The sequence below is a fragment of the uncultured Coprobacter sp. genome (genome assembly GCF_947855755.1).
GTDB lineage: Bacteria > Bacteroidota > Bacteroidia > Bacteroidales > Coprobacteraceae > Coprobacter.
Genome location: NZ_CANUAR010000004.1, coordinates 152,346 through 174,867, shown reverse-complemented (window position 1 = coordinate 174,867; position 22,522 = coordinate 152,346). Strand labels below are relative to the sequence as shown.

Annotated in this window: 20 protein-coding genes; 19 read left to right on the top strand and 1 reads right to left on the bottom strand. The window is 34.4% G+C overall.

What is annotated here, in order from left to right:
• From rfbA to Q0093_RS04290, 18 genes are all read left to right on the top strand, one after another.
• A partial coding sequence (gene rfbA / locus Q0093_RS04375) for a glucose-1-phosphate thymidylyltransferase RfbA (protein WP_297928568.1) occupies positions 1–749 on the top strand: 749 nt, incomplete at its 5' end.
• Positions 749–1,318 carry a dTDP-4-dehydrorhamnose 3,5-epimerase gene (gene rfbC, locus Q0093_RS04370; protein WP_270214153.1) on the top strand — a complete coding sequence of 190 codons (570 nt, stop codon included), beginning with the start codon at positions 749–751 and terminating at the stop codon, positions 1,316–1,318. The genes rfbA and rfbC, both read left to right, overlap by 1 nt.
• A complete protein-coding gene (gene rfbD, locus Q0093_RS04365) occupies positions 1,318–2,178 on the top strand; it encodes a dTDP-4-dehydrorhamnose reductase (protein WP_297928567.1) in 861 nt (286 codons plus the stop codon). Before rfbC ends, rfbD begins: the two co-directional genes overlap by 1 nt.
• Positions 2,179–2,184: 6 nt before the next feature.
• Positions 2,185–3,327 (top strand): dTDP-glucose 4,6-dehydratase, encoded by a 1,143-nt coding sequence (locus Q0093_RS04360; protein ID WP_297928566.1) that lies wholly within the window; start codon positions 2,185–2,187, stop codon positions 3,325–3,327.
• 6 nt (positions 3,328–3,333) lie between these two features.
• Positions 3,334–4,863, top strand: a complete 1,530-nt coding sequence (locus Q0093_RS04355) for a lipopolysaccharide biosynthesis protein (RefSeq protein ID WP_297928565.1) — start codon at positions 3,334–3,336, stop codon at positions 4,861–4,863.
• Between the two features lie 2 nt (positions 4,864–4,865).
• A complete protein-coding gene (locus Q0093_RS04350; RefSeq protein WP_297928564.1) occupies positions 4,866–5,999 on the top strand; it encodes a glycosyltransferase in 1,134 nt (377 codons plus the stop codon).
• A gap of 4 nt (positions 6,000–6,003) precedes the next feature.
• A complete protein-coding gene (locus Q0093_RS04345) occupies positions 6,004–7,113 on the top strand; it encodes a polysaccharide pyruvyl transferase family protein (RefSeq protein ID WP_297928563.1) in 1,110 nt (369 codons plus the stop codon).
• A 10-nt stretch (positions 7,114–7,123) separates the two neighbouring features.
• Positions 7,124–8,281 (top strand): Coenzyme F420 hydrogenase/dehydrogenase, beta subunit C-terminal domain, encoded by a 1,158-nt coding sequence (locus Q0093_RS04340; protein WP_297928562.1) that lies wholly within the window; start codon positions 7,124–7,126, stop codon positions 8,279–8,281.
• A 4-nt stretch (positions 8,282–8,285) separates the two neighbouring features.
• Positions 8,286–9,182 (top strand): glycosyltransferase family 2 protein, encoded by an 897-nt coding sequence (locus tag Q0093_RS04335; RefSeq protein WP_297928561.1) that lies wholly within the window; start codon positions 8,286–8,288, stop codon positions 9,180–9,182.
• Positions 9,179–10,174 carry an acyltransferase gene (locus Q0093_RS04330; RefSeq protein ID WP_297928560.1) on the top strand — a complete coding sequence of 332 codons (996 nt, stop codon included), beginning with the start codon at positions 9,179–9,181 and terminating at the stop codon, positions 10,172–10,174. Before Q0093_RS04335 ends, Q0093_RS04330 begins: the two co-directional genes overlap by 4 nt.
• Positions 10,171–10,809, top strand: coding sequence for an acyltransferase family protein (locus Q0093_RS04325; RefSeq protein WP_297928559.1), 639 nt, complete (start codon positions 10,171–10,173; stop codon positions 10,807–10,809). Before Q0093_RS04330 ends, Q0093_RS04325 begins: the two co-directional genes overlap by 4 nt.
• Before the next feature lie 67 nt (positions 10,810–10,876).
• Positions 10,877–11,161, top strand: coding sequence for a hypothetical protein (locus tag Q0093_RS04320; RefSeq protein ID WP_297928558.1), 285 nt, complete (start codon positions 10,877–10,879; stop codon positions 11,159–11,161).
• A 121-nt stretch (positions 11,162–11,282) separates the two neighbouring features.
• Positions 11,283–11,846, top strand: a complete 564-nt coding sequence (locus tag Q0093_RS04315) for a hypothetical protein (protein ID WP_297928557.1) — start codon at positions 11,283–11,285, stop codon at positions 11,844–11,846.
• A gap of 4 nt (positions 11,847–11,850) precedes the next feature.
• Positions 11,851–12,843, top strand: coding sequence for a glycosyltransferase family 4 protein (locus tag Q0093_RS04310; RefSeq protein ID WP_297928556.1), 993 nt, complete (start codon positions 11,851–11,853; stop codon positions 12,841–12,843).
• A gap of 16 nt (positions 12,844–12,859) precedes the next feature.
• Entirely contained in the window at positions 12,860–14,071 is a 1,212-nt protein-coding gene (locus Q0093_RS04305) for a hypothetical protein (protein WP_297928555.1), read from the top strand.
• 11 nt (positions 14,072–14,082) lie between these two features.
• A complete protein-coding gene (locus Q0093_RS04300; RefSeq protein WP_297928554.1) occupies positions 14,083–15,351 on the top strand; it encodes a glycosyltransferase in 1,269 nt (422 codons plus the stop codon).
• Positions 15,348–16,430 carry a glycosyltransferase family 4 protein gene (locus tag Q0093_RS04295; protein WP_297928553.1) on the top strand — a complete coding sequence of 361 codons (1,083 nt, stop codon included), beginning with the start codon at positions 15,348–15,350 and terminating at the stop codon, positions 16,428–16,430. The genes Q0093_RS04300 and Q0093_RS04295 overlap by 4 nt, the downstream gene beginning before the upstream one ends.
• A gap of 369 nt (positions 16,431–16,799) precedes the next feature.
• Positions 16,800–17,915, top strand: coding sequence for a DUF1972 domain-containing protein (locus Q0093_RS04290; RefSeq protein ID WP_294177419.1), 1,116 nt, complete (start codon positions 16,800–16,802; stop codon positions 17,913–17,915).
• Between the two features lie 261 nt (positions 17,916–18,176).
• Here the strand turns inward: Q0093_RS04290 and Q0093_RS04285 are convergent, their stop codons facing one another.
• A complete protein-coding gene (locus Q0093_RS04285) occupies positions 18,177–19,673 on the bottom strand; it encodes a family 10 glycosylhydrolase (RefSeq protein WP_297928552.1) in 1,497 nt (498 codons plus the stop codon).
• Positions 19,674–19,837: 164 nt separating this feature from the next.
• On the opposite strand from Q0093_RS04285, the gene Q0093_RS04280 reads away from it, so the two are divergent.
• Positions 19,838–22,459 carry a valine--tRNA ligase gene (locus Q0093_RS04280; RefSeq protein WP_297928551.1) on the top strand — a complete coding sequence of 874 codons (2,622 nt, stop codon included), beginning with the start codon at positions 19,838–19,840 and terminating at the stop codon, positions 22,457–22,459.
• Positions 22,460–22,522 lie beyond the last annotated feature (63 nt).

Sequence of the window (22,522 nt, the reverse complement as noted above, 5' to 3'; positions counted from 1 at the left end):
GGGATATTTTGATAATATCTACTCCGGTCGATCTACCCGGATTCAAAAGATTGTTAGGAGGCGGCTCTGATTACGGAGTCCATTTCGAATATGCCGAACAGCCCAGTCCGGACGGTTTGGCTCAGGCATTTATTATCGGAGAAAAATTTATCGGAGACGATTCGGTTTGTCTGGTTCTCGGAGATAATATTTTCTATGGGCAGAGTTTTACCCGGATGTTGCAAGATGCCGTACGTACTGCAGACGAAGACAAAAAGGCTACGGTTTTCGGTTATTGGGTTGCCGATCCTGAACGATATGGCGTTGCGGAATTTGATAAAAACGGTAATTGTCTGTCGATCGAAGAGAAACCGGAAAAGCCTAAATCCAATTATGCGGTTGTCGGGCTCTATTTTTATCCTAATCGTGTAGTCGATATTGCCAAAAATATAAAGCCTTCGGTAAGAGGAGAGCTGGAAATCACTACGGTAAATCAGGCTTTTTTGAATGATCGAGAATTAAAAGTGCAGACATTAGGACGTGGATTTGCTTGGTTAGACACAGGTACGCATGATTCATTAAGCGAAGCTTCTACTTTTGTCGAAGTCATTGAAAAGCGACAGGGGTTGAAAGTTGCCTGTCTTGAGGGTATAGCTCTTCGCAAAGGTTGGATCACTGCCGATAAAATGCGTGATTTGGCGCAACCGATGCTTAAAAATCAATACGGACAATATTTGCTGAAAGTCATTAACGAGTTGGGATTGGAATAATGGAAGTAATAAAAACGGACATAGACGGAGTGGTTATCATAGAACCGCGAATTTTCAGCGATGAACGAGGATATTTTTTCGAATCGTTCTCTCAGCGCGAATTTGAAGAAAAAGTGTGTAAAACTGTTTTCGTCCAAGATAATGAGTCGAAATCTTCGTATGGCGTTTTGCGCGGATTGCATTTTCAGAAACCGCCATATACCCAGAGTAAATTGGTGCGGGTACTTAAAGGTGCTGTATTGGATGTAGCGGTCGATATTCGTAAAGGATCGCCGACATTCGGTAAACATGTAGCGGTAGAACTTTCGGGAGAGAATCACCGTCAGTTTTTTATTCCGCGCGGATTTGCGCACGGATTCAGCGTCTTGACCGATGAAGTCATATTCCAGTATAAATGTGATGCATTTTATGCCCCGCAAAGTGAAGGAGCTTTAGCATGGGATGATCCGGATTTGGGGATAGACTGGAAAATACCGTCGGATAAAGTAATACTTTCGGAAAAAGACCGGCATCATTGTCGCTTGCAAGATGCGTCATGGCTGTTCGATTATAACGAAAAATTATATTGATGAAGAATATATTAGTAACAGGCGCAAACGGGCAACTCGGAAATGAAATGCGCCGTGTATCGAAAAGTTCGGTCAACCATTATGTTTTTACTGATGTAGCGGAATTGGATATTACCGACCTGAATGCTATTCGTCGGATAATCGATAAAGAGAATATACAAGTAATTGTAAATTGTGCTGCATATACCAATGTCGATAAAGCAGAAGATGATTATGCAACAGCCGATTTGCTGAACAATAAGGCTGTCGAGAACCTGTCGATAGCAGCCAAGGAGTCAGATTCGACTCTGATACACATCTCTACCGATTACGTTTTTAAAGGAGACCGGAATATCCCTTGTCACGAAGATTGGACGACCGATCCGTTGGGAATTTACGGAATCACAAAATTGGCAGGAGAAAAAGCCATACTGGAGTCGGGATGCCGCTATCTAATCTTTCGTACGGCATGGCTCTATTCCCCGTTCGGGAACAATTTTGTAAAGACCATGCAACGTCTTACATCAGAGAGAGAAACCCTGAATGTCGTGTTCGATCAGGTCGGTACACCGACCTATGCCGGTGATTTGGCGGCATTGATCTGCAAAATCATAGAAGACAATCTTCTAAACCGGCAAGGCATCTATCATTACAGCAATGAGGGAGTCTGTTCTTGGTATGATTTTGCAAAAGAGATATGTGCACTTTCCGGAAACAGTTGCGATATACGACCTTGTCATAGCGATGAATTCCCCGGCAAAGTGAAACGCCCGCATTTTTCGGTATTGGATAAGACAAAAGTAAAAAAGACATTCGGCATTACAGTCCCGTATTGGAAAGACTCTTTAGCGAAATGCATAGAAGAACTTAAACAAGAATAATCGATCATGAAATTTAAACGCAATATCATCATTACCGGAGGTGCCGGATTTATAGGATCGCATGTTGTTCGCTTGTTTGTCGATAAATATCCCGATTACCGCATTATCAATCTCGATAAACTGACATACGCCGGAAATCTGGCGAATCTCAGAGATATAGAAGACAAACCGAACTATACTTTTGTAAAAGCCGATATATGTGATTTTGAAAAGGTACAGGAGTTGGTAAAACAGTACGAAGTAGATGGCATTATACATTTGGCGGCAGAAAGCCATGTAGATCGTAGCATTAAAGACCCTTTTACCTTTGCCCGCACCAATGTTATGGGGACATTGAGTCTGTTGCAGGCAGCAAAAGAATACTGGGAATCTTTACCCGAAGGATATGCCGGAAAACGCTTTTACCATATCTCTACCGATGAAGTATATGGAGCTTTGGAACTGACGCATCCCGAAGGAATAAAACCTCCGTTCACGACGACAGCATCCTCCATAGAACACCATCTTGCCTATGGCAGAGATTTCTTCTATGAAGATACGAAATACAATCCGCACAGTCCCTATTCGGCATCAAAAGCATCGAGCGACCATTTTGTGCGGGCATTTCACGATACCTACGGTATGCCGACCATCGTCACCAATTGCAGTAACAATTACGGACCTTATCAATTTCCCGAGAAACTGATACCTCTGTTTATCAATAATATCCGTCATCGTAAACCGTTACCGGTATATGGCAAAGGCGAGAATGTCCGGGATTGGCTTTACGTCGAAGACCATGCTCGAGCCATCGATATGATTTTCCATAAAGGCAAGATAGCCGATACTTACAATATAGGAGGATTTAACGAATGGAAAAACATCGACATTATCAAAGTCATTATAAAAACTGTCGATCGTTTGTTAGGTAATCCCGAAGGTTATTCTTTAGACCTGATTACATATGTTACCGACCGCAAAGGACACGATTTACGTTATGCCATAGATAGTACCAAACTGAAAAACGAACTCGGTTGGGAACCCGGCTTGCAGTTCGAGGAAGGCATTGAGAAAACAGTCCGTTGGTATTTAGATAATCAGGAATGGATAGATAACATCACTTCCGGCGAATATGAGAAGTATTATGAGGAGATGTATAAAGGGAGATAGTTAGAAATGAGTGATAAAGTAAATCGTCAACGTAATCTTGTTATAAAGAATACGTTGGTTTTATATGTTCGAATGTTTATCACGATGGGAGTTTCTTTGTATACCTCACGTCTTGTACTAAATGCTCTTGGTGTTGTTGATTTCGGTATATACAATGTTGTTGGAGGGGTCGTTGGTATGTTTGGTTTTTTAAATGTTGCGATGGCTTCAAGTACACAGCGATTTCTAAATTATGAGTTAGGCAAGGGAAATATTTCTCAATTAAATAAAGTTTTTAATGCTTCTGTAACTATTCATGCAATAATTGCGATTTTTATATTATTACTGGCAGAAACAATTGGTTTATGGTTTTTAAATAATAGACTTGAAATTCCCGATGATAAAATAAATGCAGCAAACTGGGTATTTCAATTTGCTGTATTGTCTTCAATGATTTCTCTCGTTCAAGTTCCTTTATTAGCAACAATAATCGCGTATGAGCGTATGAAGGTTTATGCTTATATAAGTATTGTTGAGGCGATATTAAAACTGTTAATGGCTTTAATACTTACATGGATTCTTTGGGAAAAACTTAAGATCTATGCTATCTTAATGTGTTCAGTTGTTTTTATAATATTCTCTGTATATTCTATATATTGTAATAGAAAAATTTCTATCTGTAGATTTTATTTAGTTAAAGACATGACTATTTATAAGGAACTTACAGGTTTTACAGGTTGGAATATTTTTGGAGGAATAGTTAATATTCTCAATACACAAGGCCAAAATATATTATTAAACATTTTTGGAGGTCCTATAGTAAATGCGGCAAGAGGAATTGCAATTCAAGTTACTCATGCATTATATTCATTTATTTCTAGTTTTCAGACATCTGTAAATCCTCAGATTGTAAAATCATACGCTTCAAAAGATTTTACATATTTTCAAGAATTAATATTTGTATCATCTAAAATATCATTTTTTTTATTTTTATTTTTGGTAGTACCTGTTTTCACAGAGATGGAACAAATTCTTTATTTATGGCTGAATGTTGTTCCTGAGCATACTGTAGCTTTTTGTAGATATGTATTATTGACCGGATTATTGACAACATTTTCATCTCCAATAATCACAGCAGCTTCGTCTTCTGGCAATATACGTAAATTTCAATTGATAGTCAATAGTGTATTTTTATTAAATATTCCCATATCATATACTTTTTTAAAATTAGGATATAATTCTGATTCTGTTTTTCAAGTTGCCCTTTTTATGGAAGCTATTGCATTGATATGTCGACTGCTTGTTGTTAAAACTCTTGTTCCTTTTAATGTGCAAAAATATTTTAGACATGTATTGTTTAAGGCTTTGGCTGTTTTTTGTATGGTTATGATTCCTGTATATATCATACATTCTCATTTCCTTCCAACTATACATAGATTGTTTTTTACAATTATTTTTTCCGGGTTGTATTGTGCAATAATAATATTTTTTATAGGATTATCATCAAAAGAAAAAATATTGGTTCTTAATAAAATCAAGAGAGTTATAAAGCGATAAATATGATGAAGATTCTTATAGATTGTTCATTTATGGACAGTACTCAGATTTCCGGAGTATACAATTGTACGTATAGACTGCTGAATGGATTTAAAGATTTGAATGATGTTGCGTTAGAAATACATATAATAATACAACCACAGGAAAAAGAATATTTCACAAAATTATTTTCCTCTTTTACGTTACTGTTATTGCCTAAACATTTGTCTATGGTAGTAAAGAAAATCCCACATTTAAAGGGTTATATTTACAGCTCTTTTATTGATAAATATATTGTCAAAAAAAATATAGATATATTTTTTTGTCCGTATATGAGTATTGATTCATTATTTTGTTCAAAGGCTAAACAAATCGGAATTCTTCATGATGCACAGACTTATATTTTAAAGAAAAATCAATTTGTGAAAGGGAAGATATATAAGTTCTTTATGGATCGGATTCTTGATAAGAATAAATTTATTGTTACAATATCAGAAGAAGCTCGTAAAAATATTCAAAAACAATTACCTTATATAAAAGCTCCATTATACTTAATACACAACAGTGTGATTGTATCACGGAAAATGATAGGAGTAAAGGATATTGAAAATCAAAAGTATATTCTATTTGTAAATACTTTGATGGAATATAAAAATATAGAAACACTTATACGTGCATTCTTTCTGATTAAAGATAAAATACCACACATCCTATTAATAAAAGCTCGTTCAACAGAGTTTTGGCAGAAAAAGATGATACCTCTCATTAATGATCTGAAATTAATGAATCGAGTAGTATTATATGAGAAAAATTTATCTGATGAGGAAATGGCATTCTTGTATAACAAAGCTGAAATATTTGTTTCAACTTCATTGATGGAAGGATTTGGTTATACTCCAATTGAAGCAGCTATTTATAAAACATCTGTAATTACAACTAAAATACCTGTAATTCTTGAAACTTCAAAGGGATTATTTCATTATTATGAACCGGCGAAAGACTATAAGGTTTTGTCCTCTACCATATATAATCTTTTGCAGAATCCAGACAGTCCGGAAACTCTTAGTGATATATCGAAAAAATTAGAATCTTTATATTTACCGGTAGAACAAGCTCGAAAATTCATTTCCTTATTCGCGGAAATTAGAAATATGTAATTATATGAAAAGAATAGGTTTAGTTACTTGGTTTGGAGGAAGTAATTATGGAACATCATTACAGGCTTTTGCATTAAATTATGTAATTCTAAAGCTTGGAGCAGAAAGTTTTTTGATGAAAAAATGTTTGACATGGCGTAATGTCGCAAGACTAATTTTGATTCGCATAAAAAGAAATAAATTACAAAATATACAAAATGGATTACATCCCCAAAAAGAACGGAAAATAAAACAACTTAAAAAACTTCATTTTAAAAGTTTTCCACAAAGAATAGGGATCATAGGAAAGTTCCTTTTTAATAGAGATATTTCAACTCTTGATTGTGTTGTTGCCGGAAGTGACCAAATTTGGAATCCTTATTATACAGAGCCCTATCTTTTATTACAAGGTATTAATATTCCAAAATATTCTTATGCTTCAAGTATAGGTGTTGAGGAATTCCCTACAGATAAGATTAAATTATATCAGAATATTTTATCAAAATACGAAAAAATATCTTCTCGAGAAGAAACGGCTGTTAATATTCTTGAAAAATTATCGGGTAAAAAAGTTTTTAAAGTTCTAGATCCTACATTTTTATTATCTGCTGATGAATGGAAATCTTTTGCTGAGGAAAAAACGTTAGAAAATTTTAATATAAGTTCTCCGTACATATTATGCTATTTCATAGCAGAAAATTCATCGTATATAAAGAATTTAAAACGAATACAAGAAAGTACAAAAATTCATCGTATTGTTATATTACCAATGAAACCCAGTCACTTTACAATAGATGGAGAGATTATTGAAGATGCAGGTTTACAGGATTTTATCTATCTTATAAATCATGCAAATTTAATTTGTACCGACTCTTTTCATGCTTCAGCCATTAGTATAAACCTAAATAAGAATTTTGTTACGTTTTTACGTTTTAAAAGCAATGATAAATCTTCTCAAAATTCAAGAATTGAAAATCTTCTTTTTCATTATTGTTTACATGATAGACTGTATATAGATGAGAAAGATATAAATAAAGATTTTATAACGCCAATAGATTATAAGAAAACAAACTTAATATTGCAAAAAGATCGGGAGGATTCGTTTGCTTATTTAAGAGATATTGTAAATAATTAATATTTTTGATATGGAAACTATTTGTGAATATGAAAAGTGTACAGGTTGTTTTACATGTCAGAATGTTTGTCCTCGTAAATGTGTAAAACTTGTTTCCGATAAGTTTGGTGAATTACACCCACAAATAAATCAAGATCTTTGTATAGATTGTGGACTATGCGTAAAAAAATGTCCTGTCAGGACAGAACCTCGATGGGAAGTTCCCATAGGTTGTTATGCTGTTTGGAATAAAAATGAAAAAGATCGACGATTAAGTGCTTCAGGTGGTGTTGCTACTTGTTTTTCACAATATATGATAAAAAATAAAAATGGAATCGTATATGGTGTTAAATGGGATAAACAATTACGACCTATTTTTGATAAAGTAACTTCCATCTCTGGTCTAGAAGATCTGAAAGGGTCTAAATATGTACAAGCATACGTTAATTTCAAATATAAGGAAGTTGGTGTTGATTTACAATCTGGAAAAAATGTTTTATTTATTGGGACTCCTTGTCAAATAGCTGGATTAAAAAGTTTCTTAGGGAAAGATTATGATAATTTACTTACTTGTGATTTATTATGTCATGGGGTACCTTCTCCTGATTATTTATCTGGAGAAATAAAACGTATATTGGGAAGAAAAATAGAACTTGCGACAAATTGTCGTTTTAGAGGAAACGATAAATATAATTACAATTTTTCATTATGGAATAATGAAAAAGTTTTGTATAACAAAAGAGCTTTTTTATCGTATTATTTTACAGCTTTCTTGACATCCATAACTCTTAGAGAAAGCTGTTATTCCTGCAGATATACTGTAGAACAACGTATATCGGATATAACATTAGGTGATTTTATAGGATTAGGGAAGTCATACCCTTTTACCGGAAATGCTCATAACGCATCTGTTGTTGTGTTGAATACATCTAAAGGTGAATATTATTTTTCAGAATTTAGAAATTTCATGCAAAATCTTTATGTAGAAAAAAGGGAGTATGAAGAAGCTGTACAAGGTGGAGAAAGTTTTAGAAAGCCTGCAAAGAGAAATATAAAAAGAGATAAATTCCTTGTGTTATATGAAAAATATGGTTGGGAAAAGGCTATTACAAAAGTTTTATGGAAATATATTTTTCGGAATACGTTAATGACAGAATTAAAAAAATTACTACATAAAAAATCATTTTAATTTTATGGATGTATCTATCATTTTAGTGAATTATAATACTACCCGATTATTGTTACAAGCTATTGATTCTATATATGAAAAAAGTACGGGATTTACATTTGAGGTAATTGTCGTTGATAATAACTCATCTGAAAATCCGAGAAAAGAAATTAAAGAAAAATATGGAAATAAAATTATATTCATTCCATTATCTGAAAATATAGGATTTGGGAAAGCAAATAACGAAGGAATAAAAATTGCAAAAGGACGATATATCTTCTTACTGAATACCGATACATATTTAATAAATAATGCTATTTATATACTTATGCAGTATATGGATACTCATTCTGATGTCGGATCTTGTGGAGGAAATTTATATAATGCGCAATTACAGCATACATATTCTTATCATAAAATTCCGTATGGAATAAGATCATATGAAATTTCTGTATTAACAATGGGATTTAGCAGACGATTTGTGGAATATCCGTTTTATAATACGTCGGAGAACACGATAGAAGTAGGAAATATTTCCGGTGCCGATATGATGCTCAGAAAATCGGTTTTAGATACAGTGGGTATTTTTGATCCTGATTTTTTTATGTATTGCGAAGAGAGCGAGTTATCATGGAGAATTAGAAAGGCCGGTTATAAAAATATCAATGTACCTCAAGCTAAGATTGTTCATTTGGAAGGAAAGAGTTCTCAAATTGTAGAACATCGCAAATTAATGGAACTTGACGGACGGAAGAAATATTATATAAAGACTCGTGGTGTAGTGTATTTTAAAATTGCCAACATATTATTATTATGTGGTGTGACACTCAGATGTATACTATATACATTGAATAATAACAGGGAATTAAAAAAAGAATACAAAAAATTTCGAGAATTAATATATAAGGCATATTATAAATGAAACGACCAGTAGTAGAAATATTAGAATACAGATCATCAGTTATGGCTTTTGCCGCTTTTTGGATATTGTGTAGTCATAGTATTGGTACCGTAGGAGAGAGACAATGGGAATATTTAAATTACTTTAAACCTTTTATTACATTTGGATGGGGTGGAGTAGATATATTCTTATTTCTTTCCGGATTAGGTATTGCTCTATCTTTAAATAAAAAACCTTCTTTATCTCAATTTCTGTCGAAACGATTCAATAGAGTTTATCCTGCTTTTTTTATTGCTGTAACTATTGAACATATTATTTATAATACAACGGTACAAAGTTTTTGGTTGGATGTATCGACTTTAAGTTATTGGAGTCCGTTATTAGGAATTCAGGAGAAAAATACGTTTTGGTATGTCAGTGCAATATTTGCCTTTTATTTGATTTCATATCCGTATTATAAATATTGTTTTTCTAAATATCCGTTATTATCCACTATTATTATTTCGGTTTTAGGACTTTTGTTATATCAAATCTTTCCTCCTCTCAAGTTTTTTTTAGGAAGAATGCCTATTTTCTTTATAGGGATGTATTCAAGTCTATTTCTCAAAAAAGAATTTAAGGTAACAGTGCTCGTGTTATTATCTATTTTCAGTTATTGTCTAATGTCTTTAATTGCTTGGCTTTATGGTGGACGAATTTTATCTGATACAGGGGTACATTTTATTTTCTTTATATTTATTACTCCAGGTTTAACGATATTATTATCTAGGATATTATCTTATTTAAATAGTGTAAAATATGGGGGGGGTATTGTTAAAATATGTAACTATTTAGGTGCTTTTAGTCTTGAGATATATCTTACTCATTGGATGATTTTATGTACAATAAACACATTTTCTTGGAATATTCCTTGGGGAATTTTTATTGTTTTATCCTTGATATCAGCATACATAATTAAATATATATCTGACAATTGGAATAAGTTTGCTAAAATAAGAGTACAATATTTATGAATAATATGACGCTATCGTCCCCCAAAAATAGAGATATTACTATTGATATTGCAAAAGGCATCGCCATTTTATTAGTAGTTCTCGGACATCTTCAGAATCCGATAAATAAATATATATATGCATTTCACATGCCGCTTTTCTTTTTTTTAAGCGGAATGTTTGTAAAAGAAATGTCACTTAAAGACACGATTTTTCAGAAAGGATATCGGCTGTTACTTCCGTTTATTTTTTATTATTTATATGCTGTTTTGATGAAAATAGGAAGATTGTTCTTGTCTGGTAAGTTTACAATAGAATCTCTTTGGTTTACAAATATTGATTCTGTTTTTTATAATATAGGACCTATATGGTTTCTACTCTCTTTGTTTTATATATTTGTATTATGGTCTTTACTTTCTAAATGTTCTATAAGAATTCGTTATATTATTATAACATTATTATTGCTGATACCGTATTCTTCTCAAAGTCAAAATCCTTTATATTTTAATTCGGCTCTGTTAGGTTTGCCATTTTTTTGTATGGGACATGATTTTAAACAATATGGAATTTATGATAAATTTAAAAAGTTAAAACGTGAAATATTGTTAATTATTGGGGGGGATTTTGTACCTTGCCTTATTCTCACCCGAATATAATGCGGTTTCTTTTAACAAAGTAGGATGTTTTTGGAAATTTTTTTCTTGCGGATTAATTGGATCTTTTATGGTGATAAGTTTATCTCAAATTATTTTGAAAAGTAAAAGCAGTTATTGGATGGAATCTTTGTCTCGGGTGGGAAAATGTTCTTTGCACATAATGGCTTTGCACCTGAATTTAGCTGTATATCTTTTTAATTTTATAGTTTTGATCGGAAAGCCTTTATTAGGCAATGAAAATTTATTTGATAATTATTATGTCAATTTTGCAGTATTTATAATGGTTTCTATTTTAAGTTACTATATAGGGAACTGGATTCAGGAACATATTTTCAATAAATGGAATATTTAGTAAAATGAAACTAAGAACATTATTAGCTCTTATACCGTCTTTATTTTTCTGCTTGAAATATTTGCCTTTTAGGCAAGCAATAAAAATTCCCATTATTATATACAATCCTCATTTCTATTGTATGAAAGGAAAAGTTATTATAGATTCTTCGGTTATATCATTCGGGATGATACGGTTAGGAATTTTTATAACCAATCAGTATCCCAACAGTGGAATTCGATGGCATAACCAAGGGACAATAGTTTTTAAGGGGAGAGCTGCCATAGGTGCTAACTCTGCAATTACAGTTTTGCGAGAGAACAGTTATCTTGAGTTTGGGGACAACTTTGGGAATGCTGCATCCTTACGTTTAAACTGTGATTATAGAATTATATTTTGTAGAAATGTCAGAATCGGATGGGATGTTTCGGTTATGGATAGCACAATGCATCGGATTAAGGATTTAGACGGGAATTTTTTAGGAAAAGGTTATGAAGAAGTGATTATAGAAGAAAATGTCTGGATTGCTTCACAGTGTTTAATTTTACAAGGGACGAGAGTACCTGCCTACTCGATTGTAGCGGCTCGTAGTTTATTAAACAAGTATTATGACATTCCGACTTATAGTTTGTTAGCGGGATTTCCTGCAAGGTTGATAAAGACCGGTGTATGGAGAGATATAAATGATGACAAAATATTAATATAAAAAAATGGAAATAGCATTTATCTTATCATATCCGAGAATTGTTCCGACAGATGGTGTTGTGGGCCAAGCTAATACATGGAAAAAAGGGCTTGAAAAATTAGGTCATGCAGTGACGCTTATAAATATGTGGGAAGAAAATAATTGGAAACAATTCGATATAATATTATTTTTCGGATTTAATGAATATATGCAAGATATAATCAAATGGCTATATCCCATAAATCCTCATATTGTGGTAGCCCCTATACTTGATCCCAATTATAGTTTAATTGCTTTGAAGTGTTATTCACATTGGGGATGTAATAAATTACGTTTAAATAATCCTTATCATGCATTGCGTAGTTGTAAAGAGAAAGTAAAACAGTTTCTTGTGCGTTCTGAGTATGAAAAATTATATCTTTCACAGGGTTTTGGTATTCCTGCTTCTAAATGCCGGATAATACCATTATCTTATAATGTTAATCCTGAATCATTTGAGAATGAGCGAGAACCTTTTTGTTTACATATTAGTCTGTTATGTGATGCTCGAAAAAACGTAAAGAGGCTAATTGATGCATCTGTAAAGTATAACTTTAAGTTAGTATTAGGAGGAATTTTACGGAACGAACAAGAGAAAAAGCTGCTTGATAGCTGGATAAGAGATAAACCTAATGTTACTTACGTGGGATATATTTCTTACGATACAATGTTAGATCTGTATAAGCGTGCTAAAGTATTTGCACTTCCCAGCATTTATGAAGGAGTAGGCATTGTTGCACTTGATGCTGCGGCAATGGGATGCGATATTGTTATTACTCAATTAGGAGGTCCCAAAGAGTATTATAATAATATGGCAGTAGAAGTAAATCCATATAGTATAGATGAAATCGGATTATCAGTTTCTCAATTGATGCAAGGACAAACTTTTCAACCTGATTTAAGAAAATATATTTTAGAAAATTATTCTCTTAAAAATATTTCCGAACAATTGGAAATGGCCTTTTCTATTGTATTATAATAATTTGATACTAAAAATGGTATTATCATCTGTATCCCCTAATATATCACGGAAAATATTTATTATAGGCACTACATTACTGCTTATATCTCCAGCTTTCGCCTTAGGTGATGGAGCTCGGAATTTATTGCTTATTATTGCAATGGGCATATCTCCGATTCTATTTTTATTCTATCCGATTATTAAAATCAAGACAGATTTACCGCTCATTATATTTATATTGATGAGCATATTTTTCCCACTTCTTAATCATCCGGAATCAATGAGATGGAGTTCTGCTCTGTATGGATGTATGTTTGTTATTTACTTTATGACACTTACAAAGGTTTTATACATTTCGGATATAGATGCTGACGGTTATTTGAGATTTTTAAAAGTTCTAATTTTTGCTTACTTTATAGTATTGGTAATTCAGCAAATATGTGTATTGACAGGACTTCCGATATTGAATGTCAGCAATTATAATCCTGAGACCCCGTGGAAATTAAATTCATTGATGTCTGAACCTGAGCATAGCGGGAGAATGATGGCGGTTTTAATGTATTCATATTTAACTATCAAAGAAAACGTAGCAAGAAAGGTTTTAATACTTAAAGAGGAATGGAGAGATGATAAAGGGGTCTGGATTGCATTTTTGTGGTCTATGATTACAATGATGAGTGCGGGAGCTTATTTGTTTCTTTTAATAGTTTTGTTTAAGTTTTTTAATCGAAAAACTTTATTCTCGTTACTTATCCTTTTAGGTATTATTATAGTTATAGTGCAGATATTTGAATTAGATTCTTTTATGAGAACATACAGATTAGCGGTTGCCACATTTTCTTTTGATATGAGAGAGATGGTGAGAGCCGATCATAGTGGGGCTTTGAGAATTATTCCTGCAATGGTGTGCTTTGACCAAATAAACTTGGCTAGTTTTGATGGTTGGTTTGGGAAAGGAATAGATTTTATTTCGACAATAATGTCTAAATATATTTGGGGGGTTCAGCAAGGTTATACAGGAGGAGGATTATTATTGTACGCTGTAGAATATGGTTTTTTACCTTTTATTCTAATTACACTATTCTCATTTAAGATTTGTTATGACACTTCTAATAAAATTGCAAGTATTGCATTCTGGTTCTTTTCTGTTTTCCTAACAGGTATAAATCTACAGATCACATGGGCTGTAATAATGTTATTTTATACAAATAAGGAAATCCTCAAACGCTGTCACTGTTTTAGTTAAAAAATTTATTTATGAAAGATATATTGATTTTGGCATATCAAATTTCACCTACTAAAGGTTCAGAATATTCTGTAGCTTGGAATTATGTAACACGTATGTCAAAATATAATCGGTTGACAGTTATATATGGAGTGTCAGACGAACATCTTGGGGATTGTGGTGAAATGGAAGAATATCTAAAAAGGAATTATTTCCCCAACGTAAAATTTTTATGTGTAAGTCCGAATCGGAAAACTAACATACTAAATTGGTGTAATCGTCATAATTTTTTTAATTATACATTTTATTGGGCTTATCGATCTTGGCAAAAGCAAGTATATTATGAAGTTAAAAATTTAATGGAAAATAATCATTTTGACTTGATACATTTTGTTGGACCGATTGGGTATAGAGAACCTGGATATTTATGGAAACTTGGAATACCTTATTTGTGGGGACCAATTGGAGGAAGTAATAAAACGAATGTCATTTTGCAGAAACATACCTCTTTATTGGCACAGTTTAAATTTAGATTAAGAAACGTAATAAATGAAATACAGCTCAGGAAGAATAAAAGATTAAAGTTAGCTTTAGAAAATACAGATTTATTGTTGACAGCTACGACAGAAAACCAAAAAAAAATTGAGAGGATATTACATAAGAAAAGTTCTTATTTGCCAGAGAATGCAATTGCAGCAGATATTTCTTTAAATATTGAGAAATTTAATACTGGCAAATACCATTTTGTGGTAATAGGGAGCTTAATTGAACGAAAAGCTGTACATATTCTATTAGAGTCTCTTATTCTTGTTAAACATAAAGATTTACTGATTATCGATATTATCGGGGATGGTCCTACGAGATCTTTATTAGAGGAATTTTCAAGAAAACAAAATATAGACTACATAATTAGATGGCATGGTCATTTATCAAGAATAGAGGCCATAAAAATATTCAATTCTGCTCATTTTCATATAATAACTAGTTTGAGTGAAGGAAATCCGACTACTATTTGGGAAGCAATGAGTCATGGTGTCCCGACTATGAGTTTTGATCATTGTGGTATGCATGATACAATTTGTGAATGTTGTGGAATAAAAATACCCATCCATTCTTATGAGCAGTGCGTTTCTGATTTAGCGAAGAATATCGATTATTTATTGGAGCATCCGGAAAAATTCGAACAATTAGCGTATGGAGTTTTAGAATGTGCAAAAAAATATACTTGGGATGATAGAGAACTCTTTTTATTGAAATGTTATGATCAAGCTATAGAAAATTTTAAGAATAGAATCGTATGAAACATATTGTTTGCTTTCATCTTTTCAATGATTATAGCGGCAGCCCGAAAGTGCTGAAAATGGTATTGCAGGGAATATTGGATAAAGGGTATAGAGTAGATTTGATAACCTCAAAGGGGGGAGTCTTGGATGAACTTACCGGACATGCAAATTTGAAAAAAGTATCGTATGGTTATCGTTTTTCTGCTAATCCGGTAATAACTATGTTACGGTATTCGGGTGTTCAGGTATATACTTTTCTTATTGCTTTTCGTTATTTATTTCAAAAACAGACCGTATTTTATATTAACACGTTACTTCCGGTAGGTCCTGCATTGGCAGGGTGTATAATGGGTAAGAAGGTGATATATCATTATCATGAAAACGCTTTTGCGAAAGGGTTGTTTTATAAAGTTTTGGCGGCGGTTATGCAAAAGTTGGCACACAAAATTATTTGTGTGTCGCAATATCAGAGATCGTTTTTGGGTAGAAAAAGTGGGGTATGTGTTATTCCGAATGCTTTGCCTAATGAGTTTACAAGCCGATTGCATCCAGATGCAGAAGCCGCATTCGGACGACAAACTGTCTTAATGCTTTCATCATTAAAAGAATATAAAGGTACACGGGAATTTATTGAATTGGCTAACAGGTTACCTGAATATCGGTTTTGTCTTGTTATTAATGATGTTCAAGAAAATATTGACTCTTTTTTTTATAAATATAATATTTTTTGTTCCCAAAATTTAATTATATATCCACGTCAAAATAATGTAGTTTCATTTTATAATGAGGCTTCGATAGTAATTAATTTGACTGATAAAAAATTGGCTGTTGAAACTTTTGGTTTGACTGCATTAGAGGCCATGAGTGCCGGACTCCCCGTGATTGTACCGACAGAAGGCGGAATTGCCGAAATGGTAACGGATGGAGAGAACGGGTATAAGATCGATGTGCAGGATTTGAATAAAATTGTCGAATATATTCATCTGCTTTTATCCGATCAAGAGTTATATAATAAACTGTCGAACAATGCTTCTGCCTATTCTCAAAATTTCGATATCGATAAAATGACCGAATCTATTTTATCATTATTCGACTAATTTTTTTACAGATATTTTTTTATACTCTATACGGGGTATGGCAAGGTCTTACTCTTATATTTCTGACGTCTTTTTGAGAGTGTTATCAAATACTCCGAATCATCACTATCACCTTACATATTGACGTATGAAATGGGGGTGAAGTACTTGCCATTATTCCCCGAAAAATGGACACGTTTGAGAGCCGGTTTAAAATTTTCGATAAAAAAATACTTAGAGTTATTTTTTGAACTTGCTTTTCTTACGTGTCACGTACTCTGTTATGCTCCTTATCGGAATAAAAAATATGCTCGAAAGCTACTCTTAAAAAGAGGCTGTTCAAAATTTAAACAGAATAGAATCTTATAGATTTTCAACACTTTACGTTTTATGAAAAATGTTGCTATCGTGGGCACTCAAGGTGTTCCTGCGAGATATGGCGGTTTTGAGACTTTGGTAGAAAACATCATTGGGAAAAATTGTCCTCTTGAAGTGCAATATACGGTATTTTGCAGTAGTAAAGACTTTAAAAAAGAAGAGCGTTTATTATCTTATAAAGGTGCTTTTTTGAAGTATATCCCGTTACACGCAAATGGTTTCCAGAGTACTCCGTACGATATTTGGTCTTTGTTGAAAGTGGTGCGAGGATATGACGTGATTGTCATATTAGGTGTATCGGGGTGTATATTTCTGCCGATATTTCGCTTGTTTTGCCGTAAACGTTTGGTTATAAATATTGACGGATTAGAGCATCGGCGGGCAAAATGGGGAAGATTCGCCCGTTGGTTTTTGAGATTTTCCGAGGCTATGGCTGTTCGTTTTGCAGATGTGATCGTTGCGGATAATAAAGGTATTCAAGATTATATTCTTGATGTTTACGGAAAAGATTCTGCATTGATCGCTTACGGAGGGGATCATGTAAAACGGTCGGTCGGAGAGGAGAGGCAACGCGCAATATTGGACCTTTATGGTTTGAAAAGAAAAGAATATTCGTTCACGGTATGCCGTATCGAGCCTGAAAACAACTGTCATATTACTTTAGAAGCTTTTGCAAAAAGTGGCGATATCTTGGTTTTTATCGGTAATTGGAACAAAAGTGCATACGGGCAAGAGCTGAAACGGAAGTATAGCGGGATCGGGAATATTCAATTGATCGATCCGGTCTATGATCTTGATGTTTTGTATGTATTGAGGAATAATTGCCGCTTTTATATTCATGGACATAGTGCCGGAGGCACGAATCCTTCATTAGTGGAGGCTATGTTTTTTAATTGTCCGATTTTGGCTTATGATGTCATATATAATCGAGAAACAACCGAAAATAAAGCTTTTTATTTTCAGGATGCAGAACAACTGATTGCTCTTTTAAGGAACGATGATGTTTTATTGTTGGAGAAGTCTGCAAGAGATATGTCTGAAATTGCAAACCGCCGTTATCTGTGGGAAGTGGTATCGAGGCAATATCTGGAACAGTTTGATCTTGTATCGGTTAAGGCCGACCGATAAATTTCTGTACTTAAGAACCAGTCTGGATTTTCTAATAAAATAACTCAGGTTATTTTTACGTTTTCATTCGCTAAATAATCCACGATTTTTTCTATGGAAATAGAAAAACATCTTCGAAAGAATCTTTCAAACCTGACCTGAATAAAATTTAAACAGTTTCTAAACAGACCGAAAAAAGCTGCGTTCAAAAATATTTCAGGGGCAGAGAAACGTGTAGTTTTTCTGCCCCTGCCTTTTTCTCAAAAAGTTCAGTTTTTGTTTTTATAATTTTACGGTTACTTTTTTACCCTTTTTACTTTCATTGTGCATTCTGTCTACTGCGGTTATGACGTAAGTATATTTTTCTGTCCCCTTTTGATAGGGCAGTAAATATCCGGTTTCCCGTGTTGTCGTAACAAGATTTCTTCCGTTCGACAGATCTATCGGTTCACCTTCTGCGAATCGGTAGATACAGAAATAAACCTGCTTCTGCATTTCGTCTTTCGTATTTTTACGTTTCCATTCCAAGACATAGCCTTGCGGTATCCAACGGGCTTTCAAGCTTTTCACTTCTGCCGGACATTTATCATCGATAAATGTGTATGCCGGTATTATTGCGGGAAAAGCAAAGTGGTCATATTTCAGGGCGTTGCCTACATTTCCGTAATTTTCTAACAGAGGATGCGCCGGCCAGAAACAATTACCGGAGATGTTGTCCAGATAACGACTCAATTGTATTTTATGATTTAGTTGCGAATATTTCGGATTTACGTCCGCTGCGTTCATCGTTCGTTTTACATCTTGTCCGATATAGAGATGACGTCCGTTACCATGACGATTCCACCAATAAATAAGAGTTTCGTAACAAGCTGCTTTATGTCCTATTTCCCAATATAATTGAGGCATCATGTAATCGACCCACCCGTTACGAGTCCACATCAGTATATCTGCATACAGATCATCATAATTTTGTAAACCGTTCGTATCGCTTCCATTTGCGTCATTTTTCTTATTTCGGTATATACCGAACGGACTGATTCCGAATCGAACCCAAGGTTTCCGTTGCGAAATGGTCTGATGAAGTTCTTGAATTAAAAAATTTACGTTATTCCGACGCCAATCAGATAGGCTCAGTCCGTTTCCGTATCGAGCGAAACTTTTTTGGTCGGGAAATTCTTTTCCTGCAATGGGATAGGGGTAGAAGTAATCATCCATGTGTATTGCATCTATATCATAACGAGATACGATATCATCTACTACTTGACAGATAAATTTACGGGATTCGGGCAATCCCGGATCGAAATAAAGCTGATTACCATAGGTTACGAACCATTCGGGGTGTTTATGATAAATATGTCCGGGTGCTAATTGTTCGTTTAGGTTACTTTTTACGCGATACGGATTGAGCCATGCGTGAAATTCCATATTTCGTTCATGACAAGCTTCGATGAGATATTGCATCGGATCCCATACCGGAGTCGGCGCTATGCCTTGTGTCCCGGTAAAAAAACGACTCCATGGCTCTAACGATGATTGATAAAACGCATCTGCTTGAGGTCTTACTTGAAATATGACGGCATTTATACCCATTTGTTGCAGGCCGTCCAGCATTGCTGTAAGATATGTCTGCATAGTAGCTTTATCCATGTTCTGGTATTGAGACTGATGAACAGTTTGTATCCATGCACCCCGGAATTCTCGTTTGGGAGACTGTTGGCTTTTTAATGGAAAAACGAATAGTAAAATTGCTAATGTGATAAAGTAGAACCGATATTTCATAGTGAGTATCTTATTAATGTTCGACAAAAATAGAAAAACTTCTTGTGAAATTTGCTCTTTTTCTCTCTTTCTGTCTCGAATATTTTGTACTTTTGTGTCGCATTTTGGAGATTTTTGTCTCATTTGTTCTGTATAAAATAAAAAACAAGAAATTACGAAATAGAATGGAAATTGCAACGAAGTACAATCCTGCCGATGTTGAAGGAAAATGGTATGAATATTGGCTCAAAAACGGATATTTCAAATCAAAACCCGATGGCCGTGAACCCTATACGATAGTCATACCTCCGCCAAATGTTACGGGTGTATTGCACATGGGACACATGCTGAATAATACGATTCAGGATATTTTGATCCGTCGTGCCCGTATGACCGGAAAGAACGCATGTTGGGTACCGGGTACTGATCATGCTTCGATTGCGACCGAAGCTAAGGTTGTGAACAAATTGGCAGCTCAGGGAATTAAGAAAACCGACCTTACGCGAGACGAATTTCTGAAACATGCATGGGAGTGGACAGAAACTCACGGAGGAATTATCTTGCAGCAACTTCGTAAATTAGGTGCTTCTTGTGATTGGGACAGAACGGCTTTTACTATGGATGAGCTTCGTAGTGAAAGTGTCTTGAAGGTTTTTGTCGATTTATATAATAAAGGACTTATTTATCGGGGTGTCCGTATGGTAAATTGGGATCCGAAAGCTTTGACTGCTCTTTCCGATGAAGAGGTCGTTTACAAGGAAGAACATGGGAAGTTGTATTATTTACGATATAAAATTGAAGGTGAGGATGGATATGCTGTAGTTGCAACGACCCGTCCTGAAACGATTATGGGAGATACGGCGATGTGCATCAATCCGAACGATCCCAAAAATCAGCATTTAAAAGGAAAGAAGGTTATTGTACCGTTGGTAAATCGGGTGATTCCCGTCATTGAAGATGATTATGTAGATATCGAATTCGGTACGGGTTGCCTGAAAGTCACTCCGGCACATGATGTCAACGACTATATGCTGGGCGAAAAGTATAATCTGCCGAGTATCGATATTTTTAATGATAATGGTACGATAAGCGATGCTGCCGGAATGTATGTCGGTATGGACAGATTCGATGTCCGTGTTCGAATAGAAAAAGATCTGGAAGCTGCCGGACTATTGGAAAAAACAGAGGCTTATACTAATAAAGTCGGTCATTCGGAACGTACGAATGTTGTGATAGAGCCCAAACTTTCTATGCAATGGTTTTTAAAAATGACCGATCTTGCTAAACCTGCTTTAGAGGCTGTAATGAATGATGATATAAAGTTTTATCCGGCAAAGTATAAGAATACATACCGCTATTGGATGGAAAATGTTAAGGACTGGTGTATTTCCCGTCAGCTTTGGTGGGGACATCAAATCCCGGCATACTATCTTCCCGAAGGCGGATATGTTGTGGCGGCAACAAAAGAGGAGGCTTTGGAACTGGCCCGAAAGAAAACAGGTAATTCTGCCTTACAGATAGAAGATTTGCATCAAGATGAAGATTGTCTCGATACATGGTTTTCTTCTTGGTTATGGCCTATATCTCTGTTTGACGGTATTAATCATCCCGGGAACGAAGAACTGAATTATTATTATCCTACTAGTGACTTAGTTACCGCTCCCGATATCATTTTCTTTTGGGTAGCCCGTATGATTATCGCCGGTTATGAGTATCAGAAAGAGATGCCTTTTAAAAATGTTTATTTTACAGGAATTGTTCGTGATAAGTTAGGCCGGAAAATGTCGAAATCATTGGGTAATTCTCCTGATCCGTTAGAATTGATCGATAAATACGGGGCTGACGGGGTTCGTATGGGAATGATGCTTTCCGCCCCGGCCGGAAATGATATTTTGTTTGACGATACGTTATGCGAACAAGGACGTAATTTTAATAATAAGATATGGAATGCTTTCCGATTGATAAAAGGTTGGTCGGTAGATTCGTCCGTAAGTCAGCCCGAATCAACTAAGGTCGCAGTAAAATGGTTTGATGCTATGCTGAAAAAAGCAAGTATCGAGATTGCAGATTTGTTTTCTAAATACCGTCTTTCGGAAGCCCTGATGGTTGTATATAAATTGTTCTGGGACGAATTTTCTTCGTGGTATTTGGAAATGATCAAGCCCGGATATCAACAGCCGATAGATGCTACGACATACGAAAAGACTTTGTCGTTTTTTGATGATTTACTGAAACTTCTGCATCCATTCATGCCCTTTATTACGGAAGAACTTTGGCAGCACATCTGTGATCGTAAAGAGGGGGAAAGTATCATGATCGCTCAATTACCAGTAATAGAGACTTATGATGAAGCTCTATTGGCACAAATTGAGACGGCAAAAGAAATAATTTCCGGAGTGCGTTCGATTCGTCTTCAAAAGAATATCCCGAATAAGGATACGTTAGAATTACAAATTATCGGACAGCACAATTCGGGAAATGATGCGGTAATTTCTAAACTTGCTAATTTGTCAGCTATTTTGTCGGTTAACGAAAAAGATGCTACAGCAGCTTCATTTTTGGTGGGCACAACTGAGTATGCCGTTCCGTTAGGAAATAATATCGATGTAGAAGCCGAATTGAAAAAGCAAGAAGAGGAACTGAAATATTTACGAGGTTTTCTAAAATCGGTCATTGCTAAATTAAGTAATGAGCGTTTTGTAAATAATGCTCCGGCTCAAGTCGTTGAAATGGAACGGAAAAAACAAGCCGATGCAGAAAGTAAAATAAAATCTTTAGAGGAAAGTATTGCCGCATTGAAGAAATAAGTAGTTTAAATACTTATATAATTGATTGTATAAAAAATGCCAATGATTTATTAAAAAATTATT